Below are 17,347 nucleotides of genomic sequence, written 5' to 3'. Positions count from 1 at the left end.
TTGTTGTGGAATTGAGTAATGCTTACTCGTCGCGGCCGTGCACCTGAGCGGGTGGCGTAGTGGCTTCTACGGCCGAAAAATCTTCCAGAATCTTGTAGGTGTGGGCGGCGCCTTTGGGCACTACCCAGGAGTGGCCTGGCTCCAGCAACACCATCTGGCCTTCCAGATGCAGCTCGGCGCGGCCTTGTAATACGTAGCCTACCGTTTCGTAAGGGCGGCTGGTGGGTTCTTTTGCCTCGCTGGGTTGTTCGTTTTCCCAAAGACGCATGGAGACCTGCTTGCCGGAAGCCAGGTATTTTTCGCCATCCGCGCCTTTGGGCGAGTGGGCAGAGTCTACTTTGATGATGGTGGAATCAGCCATATGCGGGAGATTATAAGTGGTGAGCGGGAAACCGGCCGTACGGCTCGGTTTCCTTGCAAACGCAGGTTGCGGGTGGCTGGTTGCCGTACTGCGCTGGTCCAAAACTTTCCCTGGAATGTGTAGTTATGGCATATTAGGTACCAGCGCGCCGCTGCCGGCCACCGCTTCGTGGCTTTATCTACCTTCCCTTATGTCCTTCACCTCCGATTCTCCTTTCGTACGGGCCTTGGTGCGGGCGCATCAGCAAGTGGCCGCGCCGTTACCGGGAGCCGCGTTCTGCCAACTCACCGAGCAGTTGCTGCAACTGCTGTTCCCAGAGCGCGGCGGCCAGCCCCTCCTCCGCCTCGATGCCGTAGCGGCCACGCTCACCCAGCTGCAAACTGACCTCGCCGCACTGCTCACTCATGTGCAGCTGCCCGAGCCGCCAGCAGCCGTAGCGGCGGCACTTATGGCCCGTTTGCCCGCCCTACGTGACTCCCTTCTGCGCGATGCCGCGGCCATCGTGGCCGCCGACCCGGCCGCCGAAGGCATGGAGGAAGTTATCAGCACGTATCCGGGGTTTTACGCCATTGCACTGCACCGCATGGCGCACGCGCTGTACCAATTGCGCGTGCCACGTGTGCCACGGCTCATCAGCGAGTACGCACACCAACGTACTGGTATCGATATCCATCCAGGGGCGCGTATTGGCTCTTCATTCTGCATTGATCATGGCACGGGCCTCGTCATCGGCGAAACAGCTGTAATCGGAGCCTACGTCAAGATCTTTCAGGGTGTCACGCTAGGTGCATTGAGCGTAACTAAGGAGTTGCAAGGCATCAAACGCCACCCCACTATCGAAGATCATGTGGTTATTTACGCCGGCGCTACTATTTTGGGCGGCAATACGGTGGTCGGCAGCCACAGCATCATTGGCGGCAACGTCTGGCTCACCGACAGCGTCCCTTCGCACTCCCGCGTCTACCACCGGGCCCAACAGCACGTCACGCGCACCGAAGACCCCACTGCCGATCTTATGTTTTCCATCTGAATGGTTGCATGGCTTAATGGTTAAATGGTTGTTCAACGCGCCATCAGAACAATCAACCATTTAACCATTAAGCCATGCAACCATATAAACAATTAAACCCTTCCCCCTCATGAAAGCCAATTCCATTCTGGATACCATCGGCAACACGCCCTTGCTGCGCCTAAACAAACTGTTTGCCCACCGTCCCGACGTGGAAGTATGGGTGAAGCTGGAGCGGGCCAACCCCGGCGGCAGCATCAAAGACCGGATTGCGCTGAGCATGATAGAGCAGGCCGAGCAGGATGGCATTCTAACGCCCGACTCAGTAATCGTGGAACCTACTTCGGGCAACACGGGTGTAGGTTTAGCAATGGTGGCGGCGGTGAAAGGGTACAAGCTCACGCTGGTGATGCCCGAATCGATGTCCATCGAGCGGCGGCGCCTGATGGCTGCCTACGGTGCCAATCTAGAACTCACGCCCCGCGAAAAGGGCATGAAAGGCGCCATCGAAAAAGCCCACGAGCTAGTACGCGACACGCCCGGCGCCTGGATGCCCATGCAGTTCAGTAACCCCGCCAATATCAAAGTACACGCGGAAACTACGGCCCAAGAAATCCTGCGCGACGCCCCGGAAGGCTTCGACTTCCACATCACTGGCGTAGGCACAGGTGGCCACATCACGGCCGTGACGGAAGTGCTCAAGCCACATTTTCCCAACATGAAAACCTTCGCCGTGGAGCCGGAGCTGTCACCCGTCATCGGCGGCGGCGCGCCGGGGCCCCACCCCATTCAGGGCATCGGCGCCGGCTTCGTCCCCGACAACCTGCACCGCGAAATCCTCGATGGTGTTATTCAAGTCAGCCACCAAGAAGCCTTCGACATGGCCCGCCGCGCCGCCCGCGAAGAAGGCTTATTCATCGGCGTTTCATCGGGTGCGTCACTAGCCGCCGTAGCCCGCAAGCTGGACGAAGTACCAGAAGGCGGCCGCGTACTCACCTTCTGCTACGACACCGGCGAGCGGTATCTATCGGTGGAAGGCCTGTTCGTCTAGACCACGGATTGGCACGAATTGAAGCGGATTTCACGGATTTTGTGGACGATATTCGAGCTTACGGCTAAGACATAAAAAAAGAGCTTGCCTCATGGCAAGCTCTTTTTTTATGTCGGCTACAAAATCCGTGGAATCCGCTTCAATTCGTGCCAATCCGTGGTCTGTGGAGAATATCGGAGTCGAACCGATGACCTCTTGCATGCCATGCAAGCGCTCTAGCCAGCTGAGCTAATCCCCCATTTATGATACCTCAATGCCGGTTGCGTTTGAGTGGGACAAAAGTACGGCTGGTTTCGGAAACTGCAAGTATCAGATCAGAAAAAACGCAAAAAAAGAGGGCTAGCATATCGCCAGCCCTCTTTTATAGAGACTAAGTCGTTGGCTTAGTTGAAGATGTAACGCAATCCTACTTGAGCCTGCCAGCGCGAGCCAATACCACCAGTATCCTTACGGAACGTCTCGGTGAGCGGCACACCTGGCGTAATTACTGCCGGAGTAGTTGGCGTAGCAGGAGTTACAATGCTAGGGTTGGTCAGGTAGGGATACGTGAACACTGGTTGGTTCTGCTGATTGTAGCCAGCAAACGATAGCAAACCTGTGCGATTAGCAGTCTGGAATGTTCCCCAGTCCGAGTTAATCAGATTGCCAACATTAAAGATGTCAATGCTAAGTTGTAGGGTGTTTTTGCTTTCGCCAATGTTGGTGAATACATCTTGTAAAAGACGGAAGTCCAAACGGTTCTGCCAGGGGCGTACGGCTCCATTGCGTTCAGCATACTCACCACGCCGACTCTTCAGATAGTCATCCTGCTCGATGTAAGCGTTAAGGTCGTTCCACTGATCAGCAGCAGTATAAGTTACTCCTGTGGCGGAAAAGACAATATCCCGCAAATTGATTTCGCTTTGGTTGCGGGGAATGTAGATCAGGTCGTTGCTCTGGCTGTCACCATTCATGTCGCCACCATAGAGGTAGCTAAACCGACCGGCTGGAGAAGCTTCGTAAAAAAGCGAGATGGTTGTACCCAAATGATTCAAATATTCCCGGCTGTACGAAGCAGAAGCTACAACGCGATGCTGGATCAGGAATTGTGAATAGCTGAGGACATTAGCGTTAGGATCCTCAGATACGCTCCGGTCACGCCAGATGCTCTGTGCAATGGAACCGCCATCATTTACCGAGCGAGAATCAGAGTAGGTGTAGGCAGCACTTACGTAGAAGCCACTGCTGAAGGACTTCTGCAACTGGCCGGTAATGGAGTAAGAGTAGCCTTTGTTGGTATTCTTCATCAAGATTGCATCCGTAATATTCGGGTTTGCAACTGAAGTTCCTCCTTGGCCACCGTAGATACGGTTGTTACCGATTAGACTAGGTTGCGCACTTGATCCAGATCCTACAGGAGCTACGGTATACAAGCCAGCATTATTTCCCGTTGCGTTGATTGTTCCGAAAGTATAGAATATCGGGCGTTGATCTGCACCATTGGAGCGGCCCACTGCCTGCGGCAGGTTCACGTTCTGGTGGTACACAGCATTCACATCTTTTGTATAGAGCGCCTCAAGAGTCGCTACTATACCGCCTACTATTTCCTGATCAACAGCGAGGTTGGTACGCCACACCTGAGGAAATTTGAAGTCGCGGTCAGTTACCGCTAGGTTATACGACGTGTTCGCTAGCTGAGTAGGACCATTGGGGTCAGGACGGTAGGCATCCACATTGGGGCTAAATACATTGCCGGCGGTAGCCACCGCGGCGCCTGTGCGGCTGAAAGAACCAAACTGCACCCCGTTGTTACTAGCTTGGTTGGAGATCCAAACGTAAGGAACACGGCCTGTGAAGATACCCGTGCCGCCACGAACCTGCGTTTTGCGGTCGTCGTTTACATCCCAATTGAAACCTACACGAGGTGAGAGCAACACCTGCCTTTTAGGCAAGCGGTCCGTTTCAATTCGTACTCCATCACGGAAGGTCAAGCCTGGATACGACACATCCGTTGCAGGATTTGTACCGCCGCCCACAGCGTAGTTGCGCTCGATATCAGAGAAGATAATTGGCAAGTCGCCCCGCAGACCAACTGTTACCTTCAGATTGTTGAGTGGCGACCATTCATCCTGCGCATACAGACCAAGTTGAGCCGCTTTAGTTTCGCCGAAGGGGAAACCGCCGGGCAGAGCTGAATACTGTAATTGGTAACGCTGCGCATAACCTAGCGTAGCACCAGGAGCTGTGTTAGGCGTAGGCACGCCACCTACGCGAACATATCCATTGGGAGCCTCGTCAGTACGAGCAGCAGCATAAAAATCATCTAGGCTGTTGAATGCATACCCTCCGAAGTAATTCGGAGCAAAGCCATTTTTGAAGTAGTAGAGTTCGTTATAGGTACCAACTGTCACGTTGTGCTTTCCTAGGTAGGCCGTGAAGTTGTCGCCGAACTGGTACACATCCGAATCCAATACGTTGAAAGCAGAGAACGGCTCGTATCCAAAGGAAGTGAAGGTGTTCGTAACGTTGAGGCCACCACCGGGAGCTGTACGCGTAGTAGCATCGCCGATATCAACCAACGGGAAGGTACCCCCTGCTGGGCTCTCGCGGAAGTCGCGGAAAGCGGAGAATCCGGCCGTCAAGTTGTTGGAATAACGGCTACCAAACGTGCTGTTCAATTCGGCAATTACCGAATTCAGGTTGTTATTGATCGTGTAGTACGAAGAAAAGAAGGGTAGACCGAACTGAGTCTGAGCACGGGTAGCTGTATTAGCTACTGCACCCGAGTTAGAAGGTGGTACATCGCGATACGACTTGAGATAGTTATACTTAACGCTAAAACGGTGCTGGTCACTTATGTTCCAGTCAATTTTAGCAGTCGCTTTACGGCTGAAAGAGCGAAGGTCATAATTCTCGAACTCGCCAGCATTGTACCCATATTTCTCCCGCAGGAAGTTGCTCAGAGTATTTAGGTCATCATAAGAAGCTCTAGAAACGGTAGAGTTAGCGGCAGGGGCAGTCGTTTCGCGGTTGGCCGTGAAATTGCCTGTCGGAGGATCAATACGGTCTTCTTCCTCACCATTGATGAAAAAGAACAGTTTATCCTTGATGATAGGACCACCGAAACGGAAGCCGTAGTTCTTCAGGTTGAAGTTAGGATAGTCAGACTTGACATCGGCTACTTTATTACCCACGTAATCCTGGTTACGGTAGAACCCATACAATGAGCCAGAGAACTTGTTGGTACCGCTACGTGTCACGGCGTTAATACCAGCCCCAGTGAAAGAGCCTTGGCGTACGTCGTAGGGAGCAATGCTAACTTGAATCTGATCAATAGCATCCAACGAGATGGGCTGAGCATTAGCCTGTCCACCTACCGTCGAAGCAAGTCCGAACGAATTGTTGAATATGGCCCCGTCGATGGTGATATTGTTGTATCCACCGTTGCGACCAGCAAAGCCACCACCGCTACTAGCCTGAGGAGTCAGACGCGTGAAATCATCAAAGGAGCGGTTTAGAGTGGGCAAGCGTTGGATTTGCTCGCGTGTAACGGTGGTTGCGGCGCCCGTGCGGCCCGAGTTGATTACGGGATCTTGGCGCCCTGTTACCGTAACACCGCTCAATTCAGTAGTCGCCTCACTCAAATTGATGTCGAGGCGCAGGTTTTGGGCCAGCGTGAGGAAGATGCCTTCGCGGTTGGCATCCTTATAACCTACAAACGTAACTCGAACCGTGTAAGGGCCGCCTACGCGCATGTTTTGGATGTTGAAGCGGCCTTCTGAGTTAGTGGGCGCTACATACTGGGTATTGGTTGGAGTGTGCACGGCAATAACCGTGGCTCCCGGTAGGCCGCCGCCCGCCTGATCGGTGATAACACCGTTCATGGCTGAGGTGGTAGCACCCTGGGCCCAACTCAGCTGCTGGGCTGACAAAACAGCCACTAGCAAAAGCAGCAAGTGACGGTAGAAATGGTGTTTCATGTTGAGGGTTTAGTAAAAGCACCGCAAAAGTACTGCTACTAACGGGTTATTGTGTTACTAAAAGTTTATTTAAATCTGCAGGGAGCTCAACTGTTTTTGAGAAGCTGATGTCATTATTATTAGTAGAATTTCCGCTGAGTGTAAGCAAAAGAGCGGGCGAAGAAATTCTTCGTCCGCTCTAGCAAATCAACTGAAGTCCACAAACCCGTTATTCTATAGGATGGGCCGCACAGCTTTGATGAAGCGGCTCAGATAATAATCCGTTTCCAGACTATTTTCTACTACTCCTAATGAGCTGGAAGAGTGAATAAAATCCACCCCTTCCGGCGTGGCGGCCGTTACGAGTCCGACGTGGGTGATGGTGTTGCTGCCCGGCGAGGCGCCGAAAAACAATAAATCACCGGCCCGCAGATCCTGGGGCCTAATTGGCTCGCCCCACAATGCCTGCTCGTTGCTGGAACGCGGAATGGCTACTTCGATGGCGGCAAAGGACGCACACAGCAGGCCCGAGCAATCCATGCCGAGCCGGGTAGTGCCGCCATACTTATAAGGAGTGCCTTGGTAGGAGCGGGCCGTTTCGATAACGGTCTGGATGGCGCTGCTGGCGTTGGCGGGCGTGCTGCTCCGCTTGGTCACGATTTTGGCCTTGCCGCTAGCCGTGGTACTCTTGGCTTTGGACTTGGCTACCGGGGCACGGCCACCGCGGCGGCGCTCCTCGGCTTTGATGCGGGCCATGTCGCGGGCGGAATGGTAGCGCCCGTTTCGGTAGTTGACTTTCCTCGAGCCGCTGCAACTCGCCAGCCAACTCACCATGACCAGTAGCAGCACTGGCCACCAAAGACGCCTGTGCGTCGAATGATGTACCTTCGTCATGTGTTCCCGCATCGGGCCAAAGATACGCGAATCGGCCATAGTGGCTCCTCTGTTATGCATTTCAACTCCCTTACTCCTGAACTGGTTGTCGCCTTCGAAGCCATTGTAGGCCCGGCCCACGTGCTGACGGCGCAACGGGCCGAAGCCGCGGCCACCGCCGATGCGTACGCCGACTACGGCCGCGACCATACCGAAGACCTGCACTTCGCGCCCGACGTGGTGCTCCGCCCCGCTAACGCCGAAGAGATAAGCCAGATTGTACGGCTCTGCCACGAGCACCGCATTCCCGTGACGCCGCGCGGCGCCGGCACGGGCCTGAGCGGAGGCGCACTACCCATCCACCACGGCGTGGTGCTGAGCACCGAACGCCTCAACAAGATCATCGAGATTGACCAGCGCAACTTGCAGGCCACCGTGGAGCCGGGCGTAGTAACGGAGGCGTTCCAGAACGCGGTGAAGGAAGTGGGATTGTTTTACCCGCCCGACCCGGCCAGCAAAGGCTCCTGCTTCCTGGGCGGCAACCTGAGCCAAAGCAGCGGCGGCCCTAAAGCCGTGAAATACGGCGTCACGAAAGATTACGTGCTCAACATGCAGGTAGTGCTGCCCACCGGCGACATCATCTGGACCGGCGCCAACACGCTCAAAAACGCCACCGGCTACAACCTGACGCAGCTCATGGTGGGCTCGGAAGGTACGCTGGGCATCATCACGCGCATCGTGTTCAAGCTCCTGCCCTATCCCCAGCAGAACGTGCTGCTGCTGGCGCCCTTCCGCGATGAAACGCAGGCAGCGGCGGCCGTTTCGGCTATTTTCCGGGCGGGCATCGTGCCGTCGGGCATGGAGTTTATGGAGCGGGAGGCCATTGAATGGTCGTCGCGCTACCTTAATATCCCGCTCACGCTGCCCGAGGATATTCGGGCGCACTTGCTGATTGAGCTGGATGGGCAGGACCTCGACCAGCTTTATAAGGAAGCCGAAGCGGTGTACGGCGTGCTGGAAAACTACGACATCGACGAGATTCTATTGGCCGATACGGCGGCGCAGAAGGACGACCTGTGGAAGATCCGGCGCAACATCGGCAACGCGGTGCGCTACAACTCAGTGTATAAGGAAGAAGACACCGTAGTGCCCCGCGCCGAATTGGCCACGCTCTTGAAAGGCGTGAAGGAAATTGGGAGCCGCTACGGTTTCTCGTCCGTGTGCTACGGCCACGCTGGCGACGGTAACCTGCACGTCAACATTATTCGCGGCGACCTGGATGATGAAATGTGGCACCGCGGCTTGCAGGAGCCTATCAAGGAACTGTTCCGGCTGTGCGTGCAGCTTGGCGGCACCATTTCCGGCGAGCATGGCATCGGGCTGGTGCAGAAACCCTACATCGGCATCGCCCTGCCCGAAACCAATCTGAACCTAATGCGCGGCATCAAGCAGGTGTTCGACCCGCACGGCATCCTGAATCCGGGCAAGATCTTCTGATCACTGATTGGCACGGATTTAAGCGGATTACACGGATTTTGTGGACGGGCCGTAGCACGAAGCTCCGGCTTCGCGCATCGTTGCACGATGTCGTTGAACAGGGATTGTTCGGGCGGCGCGAATGACAGCTTGTAGCGCGAAGCTCCCGCTTCGCGTGTCGTTGAACGATGTCGTTGCTGAAGTCAGCAAGGGGCGCGGACGATGCGCGAAGCCGGAGCTTCGCGCTACAGTGCGGTTAGCGCCTTATCTAGTTCTTGGAATAGCTCCTGATTGCCATCTTGCTGGTAGGTGCTCAGGGCTTTTTCGTAGGCGCTCAGATCATAGAGAAAGGCTTTAATGTTGTCGGCGGTGAGGTTAGGGAAGTGGCGGCCGTAGCCTAGCTTTTCCACTTCGGCGGCGTTGAGGAACTGCTCGAACTGCGCGGGGATTGGGATGGCGCAGATGGGCTTATGCAGGTACACGGCTTCGCTGATGAGGGAGAAACCGCCGTTCGTGACGATGGCGCGGGCACTGGCCAGGTCCTCGATAAAGCCTTGCTCACTGAAAGCCTTGAGCTGCACGTTGCCGTGGCTTTCCTCTTTGTTGAAACCGTAGACGCGGAATTCCTGGCCGGGCAAGCTTTGCAGTAGCGGCACCAGGTCTTTCTGCGTAGTGGCCGACTGATATACCAGCACGTGCTGCCCGGCACTGGGCCGCGCCGCCAGAATTTCGGGGCGAATAATGGGCGGCACTAGCGTAGTATTTTCCTTGATGACGGGCAGCGGGAAAAACGTGGTGATGAAGTAGTGGCGGCTGCGCGGCAGCTTGGCCCGTACGATGCCGCGCGCCAGGTCCAGATTGCCCCGTTCAGCGGGCGGCACCGTTACATCCAGCTGCGCCCGGCTGATGATCTGCATGTTGTCGATGCTGATGACGGGCAGGCCCTTGGCTTTAGCAAAAAGGTAGCTGAACGACTCAAAATCGGAAAGCACGAGGTCGAAGTCCTGGCCGCGCAGCAGCTCGCCGTATTTGCGGAAGTTGATGAGCAGGTTCTCCGGGGCTGAGCGCAGCGTGAGGACTGCCGTGCGGGACTTCGATACGGTGAGGCTTTTGTAAGCTAGGTGGAAGCCCCGGATTTCGTGCACGCGGCCCGGAAACGTGCGCGCCAGCAGTTGAAAAGCCCGCGAGCTGCTCACCACACGCACGTCGTGGCCCTGCTCCAGGAGGTGTTGAATGACGACTTTGCTGCGGGTGGCGTGCCCCATGCCTTCGCCGGGTACTCCGTAGAGAATGTTCATAAGATGCGGGGCTGCGTGAAGCCTCATCCACGGTAAACTACCCTTGTATCTTTTCCTAAACATAGTAATGTCTGAGCCCAGACATTACTATGTCTGAGAGCGGACATCACGATGTCCGTCTTAACGGCGACGTAGCTCGGTTGGATGAGTGAGCAAAATAAGGGGTTTCCTACCGATACATTTCGGCCACGATAGATAGTAGCTGCACTGGCTAGGCTGGCTTCACATCATTCGAGAAGTGACGGTATGGCAAACGGCGTTTCACTACTTTCGGCCCGGTTTTGGCGAATGCGCCGCCGTTGTGCCTTTTTCTTCTCTCTGCTTCTGCTTGCCGCGTATGAAACGCTCTACTTTTTTCCGCCCCGCGTGGGGTGTTGCCGCTTCCGTTTTGCTGCTGGTTTCGGCCTGCACCGCCCCGCGCACTATCGTCAGCACGGGCAAAGTAACGCCGCGCGGTGAGTTCCGGGGCGGCGGCAACCTGTCGTTCAACGTTGCCACTGAAACGATCAGTAAAACCGGCTCGGCCCTGAAATCGGCAGCCGAAGCGGCGGCTTCCAAAGACACTATTGGTTATTCGGGCAGCATCACCAACCTGCAACTGGCCGCACTGGCCTACATCCTGGACCCCGTGCGCCCGGCCTCCGACCTGTACCTGCGCTACGGCGTCGTGGACCGGCTCGATGTGGGCTACAAGTATGCTTTCGGCTCGCATGTGTTCGATGCCATGTACCAGTTTATGGGTCCCGTTGGCACGCCCGAGCGGCCCGGTGGCCCAGCCGGCGCCATGTACGGCAGCATTGGCCTGCAATTCGCGACGCAGCGGGCCAAGCTGCCTGACCTTCCTTTCCTGGACAATATCAACAACGTACTTGGCTTCCGGGCCACCCGTAACGACCTTATTATTCCGCTGGTTTTCAGCCACTCTTTCGGGCCGGAAGAGGAAATTGGCGCTTTCTCGTACGGCGTGGTGTATTCGCGCTCCTTCATGCGCTATGGCTTCGAGCCGGGCAAGGTGTTCAACGGCAATGTGAAAGTTCCGGCCCTGCTAGACCAGCGCGTGAACTACGGCTCGTTCGGCGCCTTTGCCAGCGCCAAGGTGGGTTACCGCTACGTGTACTTCCTGCCCGCGCTCGGCATCTACTACCAGAATTACGGCACCTACGCGCTGCTCAACAACACGTCCGGCAAGCTCAGCGGCCTCACCATCGTGCCCAGCATCGGCTTGCAGTTCCGCGTTCCAAGCAGCCGGTAATGTAACGGAGAGTGTCCTTGCGAAGCCTCCTCTGTCATTGCGAGCGGAGCAATCCTTCCTCTCCCAGCGCCAAGCCTACTGAAGCAACAAGCCCTTGACGTCCGCGCTGGCGTCAAGGGCTTGTCTGTTTAAGGAAGTTACCTCACAGAGAGGAAGGATTGCTTCGTCGTGCCTCCTCGCAAGGACACTTGGTGGTGCTAGTAAGTACAGAGCCTACTTCTCTACCTGCCGGGCGCGGCCAGTAAGCCAGGAAAAAAGTATCGGGAGGCCGAAGATAGCTACGGTCAGCACCGTTAGACCTGCGTCGGCGGTTTCGCTGCTGAGGAAGCGGCTGAAAGGGTGCGTGGGCATGTAATGCTCTACCAGGGAGAGCATCAGCTTCAGACCGAGCAGGGCAATGACGAGAAAGGCGGCGGTTTCCAGGAACGGGTACTTGGCCATTAGCAGCACGAAACCCTGGGCCACGAGCCGCATGGCGAGGATGCCGATGAACACACCGGCACAAATCAGAATCAGATTGTCGGTAAAGGCGACGACGGCGAATACGTTGTCGATGGAAAAGGCCAAGTCCATCAACTCAATTAGTGCCACGGTGGCCCAGAACGGTCCGAGCAGCCCCAAGGTGCGGCGGTAGAGCCAGCTTTTCTGTTTGTCTACTTGTTCCTCGTCGTGGGCGTAACGCTCGGTTTTGAAATGGTTGTAGGCCAGATAGAGCAGGTAAAGGCCACCCAAGGGCTTCAAAAACCAGAACTCGATCAGGAAGGATGCAAACAGAATACAGAGCCCCCGAAACACATAGGCCCCGATGATGCCGTAGCGTAACGCTTTCTGGCGCTGCTCCTTAGGCAAGTCGTTGACCATAGTAGCCAGCACCGCCGCATTATCGACGGAAAGCAGGCTCTCAATGATGACCAAATTGCCCACAATGGCCAAGGCCGCCAGAGGATTATCGAGGATTTGCTGGAGATGACTATTCATACCGGGTTGCCAAGATAACGGCTCCGGTACAACGGATGTTCCACCCGGCATCCTTTAGGCTATGGGAAGTTGGGGGTGAGTGAAGCAGATTTTCACGGCAAAACGCCTTAGCAGACTGTCAAATTAACTCGGCACCACTCCTGAGTTTGCCTAGTTTTCGCTTGCGCGGTTGTTACCTTCGAGGTAGCCTTCGGTGAAGACGCGGTATTGGTCGAAGATGGAGCGCACGGAGCGCCGCAACACGATTTCGCCCTGAGCGCCACCGGGCACCGTTACGCCGGAAGCGTAGCCGTTCCAAACGGCGCGGTTGGTGCGGTTGTCGATGAGGGTGATGAGCAGGGTGCCTTCGGCGAGCAGCATTTTTTGGGCCTGATAGCCCTGGCGGTAGTCTTCGGGCGTGTCTTCGTCTTCTACTTTCTCTTCTTGCACCCAGCGGCTAATGTCTTCCTGCACGTAGCCCCGGAAGCGCATGTCGCCTTCAAACACGCGGAAGTTGACGAGCAGATCGGGGCGGCGCTTGCTGGCCTTATAACCCTGCACTTTCATGCGCGTCCGGATGGCGTCGCGCACGGCCTCGCCTAGTTTGCTGGTGTCGGAGGCCAGCCCGCTGCCGGTCACGAATTCATAGGTGCGGTAGCGGCGGAAATTACCGGAGTAGCTGTAGTCGGATTCGATGCGGGCCTCACGGGCCGCAAAACAACCGGACAACGCCAAGGCCAGCCCGATAAAGAGAGTAAACTTAAGTCTCATGAGCAACAGTAAAGGATGGTGACACCTGATCCAAGGTACGAAAATCTGGGGTTCTTAAGACTTGATAGTCAACCGGTAGAAGCATTATAAAATTTTGGCTTGAGCCTAGGCCAGCGTGTGGCGCAAACCCTGTTAGCTTAGGCGGCCAGATCCTTTTCCAGCACAATGGTGAGGCCGCGGGCGCCCTGCACCGTGCCGATGATGTCGAAGCCATGGCGTAGGTTAAGTTGCAGCATGGCGCGCCAGCGGTTGTAGGTCTGGGTGCGGATGCGGCGGTAGCCTTGCTCCTGGCACCACGCGTGCTGGCGTCGCATCAGCTCCGCCGCAATGCCCTGGCCCCTAAAACCCGAATGGACGCCGCCGAGCCAGCTGTAATAATGGCCCGGCTTCCGCTCGTAGCCTAGCTTGCAGCCCACCAACTGCCCATCCACCGAAGCCAGCCATACGTGCAGCGGGCAGCGGGTTTGCTGGTAGAGCAGATCGGCTTCGGTTTCGGCAGGCGGCGTATCGCTGAAGATGGTGTTCAGTAGCTCTAACAGCGGGCTGCGTTGCGGGCCGGCGGGCAGGTTGGGCAGGAAGTGGTAGTCGGGCATGGGGCTAAGATAAAGCCGCGCCTCCCTCCTACCGATACCCAGCGGCTTGCAATTGGAACAGCTCAGCGTAGCGGCCGCCGCGGGCCAGCAACTCCTCGTGGCTCCCGATTTCCACGAACTGCCCGTGCTCGATGACCAAGATTCGGTCGGCCATGCGGACGGTGCTGAAGCGGTGGCTGATGAGGACAGCGGTTTTGCCCTGAGTCAGGTCCTTGAACCGCTGGAACACCTCGTACTCGGCGCGGGCGTCGAGGGCGGCGGTTGGCTCGTCGAGGATGAGCAGTTGGGCGTCGCGCATGTAAGCCCGGCCTAGCGCAATCTTCTGCCACTCGCCGCCGCTCAAATCGACGCCGCCGTTGAAGCGGCGGCCTATCATTTGGTCGTAGCCGCCGGGCAGCTTGGCAATTACCGAATCGGCGAGGCTTAGGGTAGCGGCTTGCTCGATTCGGGGGCGGTTTTCCTTTTCCTCGATGCGGCCCACGGCCAGGTTCTGACCAGCCGGCAGCTGGAAGCGCACGAAATCCTGGAAGATGACCCCGATTTCCTGGCGTAGCTCGGCCGGGTCGTACTCGCGCAGGTCGTGGCCATCGAGCAGGATGCGGCCTTCGGTGGGGTCGTAGAGGCGGGCCAGCAGCTTGACGAGCGTGGTTTTGCCGGCGCCGTTTTCGCCCACTAGCGCCAGCTTCTCGCCGGCTTGCAGCTGAAAGTTGAGGTTGCGCAGGGCCCACTTTTCGGCGTTGCGGTACCTGAAGCCCACGTTTTCAAACGTGAAGCCCTCCAGAATAGGGCGCGGGAAGGGCCGCACCGTGCGCGCGTCTTCGGCCCGAATGATGCGCGGCTGCAAGTGGAAGAAGTCGAAGAAGTCCTGCAAGTAGAGCGCGCCTTCCGCCACGGTGCTGAAGCGGCTCAAAATGCCTTCGAGCAAGCCCCGCATCCGGGCGAAGGAGCCGGCCAGAAACGTGAGCTGCCCGATGCTGACGCGCCCGTACACGGCCTGGCTGATGATGTAGACGTAGGCCGCGTAGTAGCCGGCCGCGCCCACCGCCGCGAAGAACGTGCCCCAACCCGCCCGCCGAATCACGAGGTCTTTGTTTTTGCGGTAGAACTCGTCGGAGAGCGTACGAAACCGCTCAATAAGAAAGCCCGACAACCCGAAGATCTTCACCTCTTTGGCCGTTTCGTCGGAAGCGCCAGTCTGGCGCAGGTAGTCCAGCTCGCGCCGCTCGGGCGTCCAGCCGTGCACCAGCGAGTAGCTGCGCTCATTGAAGTGCGACTCGCCCAGGAAGGCCGGCACCACGGCCAGCAGCAACAGCCCTAGCAGCCACGGATTGAATGCCACCAGCCCCACCGCCAGAAAGCTCATCGTGATGGTGTCCTGGGCCTGGCTCAGTACTTGGGCCATGAGCACCGTGCGCGACAGGGTTTGGCGGCGGGCCCGTTCGAGCTTGTCGTAGAAAGTGCTGTCCTCGAACTGGTCGAGGTCCAGCTCGGCGGCGTGCTCCATGAGGCGCACGGAAGTACGGTTGGCGAATAAGTCGCCGAGCAGCGAATCGAGCAGGGCCACGCCGCGCCCCAGGGCATCGGACAGAATAGCGAGGCCGAATTCCAGGGCTACTAAGCTGAGTACTGGCGTCAGCACCCGCTCCGGGGCAGGCTGGCGGCTGAGCTGCACTACGGCATCGAGGATGAGCTGGCCCACGTAGAGCATGGCTACCGGCAGGGCTGCCCGCAACAGGCGTAATGCCACGTTACCGAGCGTGAGGGCCGGGCTGGTCTGCCAAATCAGGCGCAGAAACTCCGGTAGATTCTTGAGGGCCGAAAACCGCTCCCGCACCGTGAGAGCAGGCTTGCCTTCCGGCTGGGGCCGTTTGGCCGATATGGTAGTGAAAAGCGAAGAAAACCAAGACATAAGCCAGCTATACGGCACACTTCGGGCCGGAGTGCAGGAGCCGCCGTTTTGGCAGGTAAGGAGTGAGATATGAGACTATGGGATATGAGAAGTGAGACATTATTTTAGTGCTAGTTCCCCTCTTTTTTTAAGGAGGGGCTAGGGGTGGTTGACCGTCGTTGGACAGTATTAGAACTAACTCTAAAAATCGTTCTGGTGGCATCGACTACCCCTAGCCCCTCCTCATCCGAGGAGGGAACTAGCTTGTAGTCCTAGTCCGCGACATATGACTTAGCTCCTTCGGGACTACTGAGCGATGTTCCGCAACACATAAAGGGTGGAACAGTTAATTCCCACGGTTAAACCCTGCTACTATCAAAAGGCTGCTAGCACATGCAACTATTACCATGTTCCTGGTATCCCACCTATAAAATCTTCCTCTTATCTGCTTTCCGAAACCTAACTCTACTTATACGGCACTTTCTTCACACCAAAGCCACCCTATTTCGCCTGGCCAGCGCCGTGCTTTTGCTTTCGGGCTGTCAGAAAGAAGCGTCTGATCCGACAGGTAATAACAGGCCCAACACGCGGCCTTTATCGCAGCAGGAAACCCGGACGATAAGCAGCGCCAACGACTTCGGCTTCCGCGCGTTTTCTATGCTTCGCTCCGAGGAAGCCACGCAGAATCTGTTCATCTCGCCGCTGAGCATCTCGGCGGCGCTAGCCATGACCTTCAACGGCGCTGACGGCACCACTAAAGAGGCAATGCGCCAGACGCTGGGCTACACGGGCCAGACCGACGAAGCCCTCAACCAGTCGTTCAAGACCCTGTTTGAACTGCTGACCAATATGGACCGGACCGTGGAGTTTGCCGCCGCTAACTCTATCTGGCACGCGCAGCAGTTCCAATTGCAAGTCCCGTTCGTGCAGAAAAACCAATCCTACTTCGATGCCACACTGCGCCCCGTGGACTTTGGCGCCTCCGGTACCAAGGACGTCATCAACGGCTGGGTGAGCGACAAAACCAAGGGTCGAATTACGAGCATTGTAGATGAGACCAACGGAAACGATATCATGTTGCTCATCAACGCCATCTATTTCAAAGGTACCTGGACCTACCAGTTCGATAGGACACTTACTCGGCCGGCACCGTTTGAAAAAGAAGATGGCAGCACGATTTGGATTGATTTCATGAACCTGAAAAACGGTAAGTACCGCTACTACACCGACGCCACCAAACAGGTGATAGACCTGCCCTACGGCAACCAGCAGTTCAGTATGACCCTCGTAGTGCCCACCGACAACCACACCGTCGCCGATGTGGCCCGCGAATTGAGCAGCGCCAACCTGACCAGCTGGCTAGCCAGAGCCACTCCCAGCAGCTTGGGCCTGCACATGCCCAAATTTCAGCTGGAGTACAAGAAAGAGCTAAGCCAGACGCTTACCCAACTGGGCATGGGCGAGGCTTTCTCCAACCAAGCCAATTTCAGCCAGATGCTACAGGGCGTTTCCGCTGGCCTCAGCATCAGTGAAGTGATGCACAAAACCTTTCTGCAAGTAGACGAAGCCGGTACTGTAGCTGCCGCCGTAACCTCCGTAAGCATCGATCGGACGGCCGGACCACCGTCAATTGCGGTGGACCGGCCTTTCGTGTTTCTCATTCGGGAGAAGTCTTCGAATGCCGTCTTATTCGTCGGGCAGTTGATGCAGCCCTGATGATGCGGTTGCTGCTATAGCCTTCCCTCTACCAAATACCGGCTACCTCGCCTGTTACCCACTTCGTGGGGCACAGCAGGTAGCCGGGTATTTTTTCTTGGAGGCAGCGCGTGTGACATCTTTCCGTGTGACAAAAAATTTTGTCACACGGAAAGATGTCACAC

Annotated in this window: 13 protein-coding genes and 1 tRNA gene; 5 read left to right on the top strand and 9 right to left on the bottom strand. The window is 56.7% G+C overall.

Going from position 1 to position 17,347, the window contains the following annotated elements; all coding sequences use genetic code 11:
* Positions 1-22: 22 nt before the first annotated feature.
* On the bottom strand, positions 23-361 hold the full coding sequence (locus ACYSMN_RS11695) for a cupin domain-containing protein (RefSeq protein ID WP_488924061.1): 339 nt from the start codon (positions 359-361) through the stop codon (positions 23-25).
* A 190-nt stretch (positions 362-551) separates the two neighbouring features.
* On the opposite strand from ACYSMN_RS11695, the gene ACYSMN_RS11690 reads away from it, so the two are divergent.
* Both ACYSMN_RS11690 and cysK read left to right on the top strand, forming a co-directional pair.
* Positions 552-1,391, top strand: coding sequence for a serine O-acetyltransferase (locus ACYSMN_RS11690; RefSeq protein WP_488924060.1), 840 nt, complete (start codon positions 552-554; stop codon positions 1,389-1,391).
* A gap of 109 nt (positions 1,392-1,500) precedes the next feature.
* Entirely contained in the window at positions 1,501-2,421 is a 921-nt protein-coding gene (cysK, locus tag ACYSMN_RS11685) for a cysteine synthase A (RefSeq protein ID WP_488924059.1), read from the top strand.
* A 164-nt stretch (positions 2,422-2,585) separates the two neighbouring features.
* Here the strand turns inward: cysK and ACYSMN_RS11680 are convergent.
* From ACYSMN_RS11680 to ACYSMN_RS11670, 3 genes are all read right to left on the bottom strand, one after another.
* Positions 2,586-2,659: transfer RNA gene (locus ACYSMN_RS11680), tRNA-Ala, on the bottom strand.
* Positions 2,660-2,804: 145 nt separating this feature from the next.
* Positions 2,805-6,380: a TonB-dependent receptor gene (locus ACYSMN_RS11675; RefSeq protein WP_488924058.1), complete on the bottom strand. Its 3,576-nt coding sequence runs from the start codon at positions 6,378-6,380 to the stop codon at positions 2,805-2,807.
* 213 nt (positions 6,381-6,593) lie between these two features.
* Positions 6,594-7,115, bottom strand: a complete 522-nt coding sequence (locus ACYSMN_RS11670) for a C40 family peptidase (RefSeq protein WP_488924057.1) — start codon at positions 7,113-7,115, stop codon at positions 6,594-6,596.
* A gap of 192 nt (positions 7,116-7,307) precedes the next feature.
* Between ACYSMN_RS11670 and ACYSMN_RS11665 the strand changes: the two genes are divergently transcribed.
* Positions 7,308-8,729, top strand: a complete 1,422-nt coding sequence (locus ACYSMN_RS11665; RefSeq protein ID WP_488924056.1) for an FAD-binding oxidoreductase — start codon at positions 7,308-7,310, stop codon at positions 8,727-8,729.
* Between the two features lie 224 nt (positions 8,730-8,953).
* Here ACYSMN_RS11665 and ACYSMN_RS11660 read toward each other — a convergent pair whose 3' ends face one another.
* Complete coding sequence (locus tag ACYSMN_RS11660; protein ID WP_488924055.1) at positions 8,954-10,006, bottom strand: MJ1255/VC2487 family glycosyltransferase; 1,053 nt, start codon at positions 10,004-10,006, stop codon at positions 8,954-8,956.
* A gap of 337 nt (positions 10,007-10,343) precedes the next feature.
* Here ACYSMN_RS11660 and ACYSMN_RS11655 point away from each other — a divergent pair, with 337 nt between their 5' ends.
* On the top strand, positions 10,344-11,258 hold the full coding sequence (locus ACYSMN_RS11655; protein ID WP_488924054.1) for a hypothetical protein: 915 nt from the start codon (positions 10,344-10,346) through the stop codon (positions 11,256-11,258).
* 213 nt (positions 11,259-11,471) lie between these two features.
* Here ACYSMN_RS11655 and ACYSMN_RS11650 read toward each other — a convergent pair whose 3' ends face one another.
* The 4 genes from ACYSMN_RS11650 to ACYSMN_RS11635 all read right to left on the bottom strand — a co-directional run bounded on the left by ACYSMN_RS11650 (position 11,472) and on the right by ACYSMN_RS11635 (position 15,488).
* Positions 11,472-12,236 carry a TerC family protein gene (locus ACYSMN_RS11650; protein WP_488924053.1) on the bottom strand — a complete coding sequence of 255 codons (765 nt, stop codon included), beginning with the start codon at positions 12,234-12,236 and terminating at the stop codon, positions 11,472-11,474.
* A gap of 150 nt (positions 12,237-12,386) precedes the next feature.
* The gene (locus ACYSMN_RS11645) at positions 12,387-12,986 is read right to left on the bottom strand and encodes a DUF4136 domain-containing protein (protein ID WP_488924052.1); all 600 of its coding nucleotides are present in this window, start codon (positions 12,984-12,986) and stop codon (positions 12,387-12,389) included.
* 137 nt (positions 12,987-13,123) lie between these two features.
* Positions 13,124-13,579 (bottom strand): GNAT family N-acetyltransferase, encoded by a 456-nt coding sequence (locus tag ACYSMN_RS11640; RefSeq protein WP_488924051.1) that lies wholly within the window; start codon positions 13,577-13,579, stop codon positions 13,124-13,126.
* A 28-nt stretch (positions 13,580-13,607) separates the two neighbouring features.
* On the bottom strand, positions 13,608-15,488 hold the full coding sequence (locus ACYSMN_RS11635) for an ABC transporter ATP-binding protein (protein ID WP_488924050.1): 1,881 nt from the start codon (positions 15,486-15,488) through the stop codon (positions 13,608-13,610).
* A gap of 372 nt (positions 15,489-15,860) precedes the next feature.
* Between ACYSMN_RS11635 and ACYSMN_RS11630 the strand changes: the two genes are divergently transcribed.
* On the top strand, positions 15,861-17,183 hold the full coding sequence (locus ACYSMN_RS11630) for a serpin family protein (protein WP_488924049.1): 1,323 nt from the start codon (positions 15,861-15,863) through the stop codon (positions 17,181-17,183).
* Positions 17,184-17,347 lie beyond the last annotated feature (164 nt).

It is taken from the genome of Hymenobacter sp. M1-2, assembly GCF_057808495.1.
The sequence above is the reverse complement of the archived record's forward strand: the minus strand, read 5'-3'. Positions and strand labels throughout refer to the sequence as shown.

What these genes read in the sequence shown, in the direction of transcription:
- ACYSMN_RS11660 (WP_488924055.1), bottom strand. Translation starts at nt 10,006, where the DNA reads ATGAACATTCTCTACGGAGTACCCGGCGAAGGCATGGGGCACGCCACC.
- ACYSMN_RS11635 (WP_488924050.1), bottom strand. Translation starts at nt 15,488, where the DNA reads ATGTCTTGGTTTTCTTCGCTTTTCACTACCATATCGGCCAAACGGCCC.
- cysK (WP_488924059.1), top strand. Translation starts at nt 1,501, where the DNA reads ATGAAAGCCAATTCCATTCTGGATACCATCGGCAACACGCCCTTGCTG.
- ACYSMN_RS11695 (WP_488924061.1), bottom strand. Translation starts at nt 361, where the DNA reads ATGGCTGATTCCACCATCATCAAAGTAGACTCTGCCCACTCGCCCAAA.
- ACYSMN_RS11670 (WP_488924057.1), bottom strand. Translation starts at nt 7,115, where the DNA reads ATGGCCCGCATCAAAGCCGAGGAGCGCCGCCGCGGTGGCCGTGCCCCG.
- ACYSMN_RS11630 (WP_488924049.1), top strand. Translation starts at nt 15,861, where the DNA reads ATGCAACTATTACCATGTTCCTGGTATCCCACCTATAAAATCTTCCTC.
- ACYSMN_RS11645 (WP_488924052.1), bottom strand. Translation starts at nt 12,986, where the DNA reads ATGAGACTTAAGTTTACTCTCTTTATCGGGCTGGCCTTGGCGTTGTCC.
- ACYSMN_RS11640 (WP_488924051.1), bottom strand. Translation starts at nt 13,579, where the DNA reads ATGCCCGACTACCACTTCCTGCCCAACCTGCCCGCCGGCCCGCAACGC.
- ACYSMN_RS11675 (WP_488924058.1), bottom strand. Translation starts at nt 6,380, where the DNA reads ATGAAACACCATTTCTACCGTCACTTGCTGCTTTTGCTAGTGGCTGTT.
- ACYSMN_RS11690 (WP_488924060.1), top strand. Translation starts at nt 552, where the DNA reads ATGTCCTTCACCTCCGATTCTCCTTTCGTACGGGCCTTGGTGCGGGCG.
- ACYSMN_RS11655 (WP_488924054.1), top strand. Translation starts at nt 10,344, where the DNA reads ATGAAACGCTCTACTTTTTTCCGCCCCGCGTGGGGTGTTGCCGCTTCC.
- ACYSMN_RS11665 (WP_488924056.1), top strand. Translation starts at nt 7,308, where the DNA reads ATGCATTTCAACTCCCTTACTCCTGAACTGGTTGTCGCCTTCGAAGCC.
- ACYSMN_RS11650 (WP_488924053.1), bottom strand. Translation starts at nt 12,236, where the DNA reads ATGAATAGTCATCTCCAGCAAATCCTCGATAATCCTCTGGCGGCCTTG.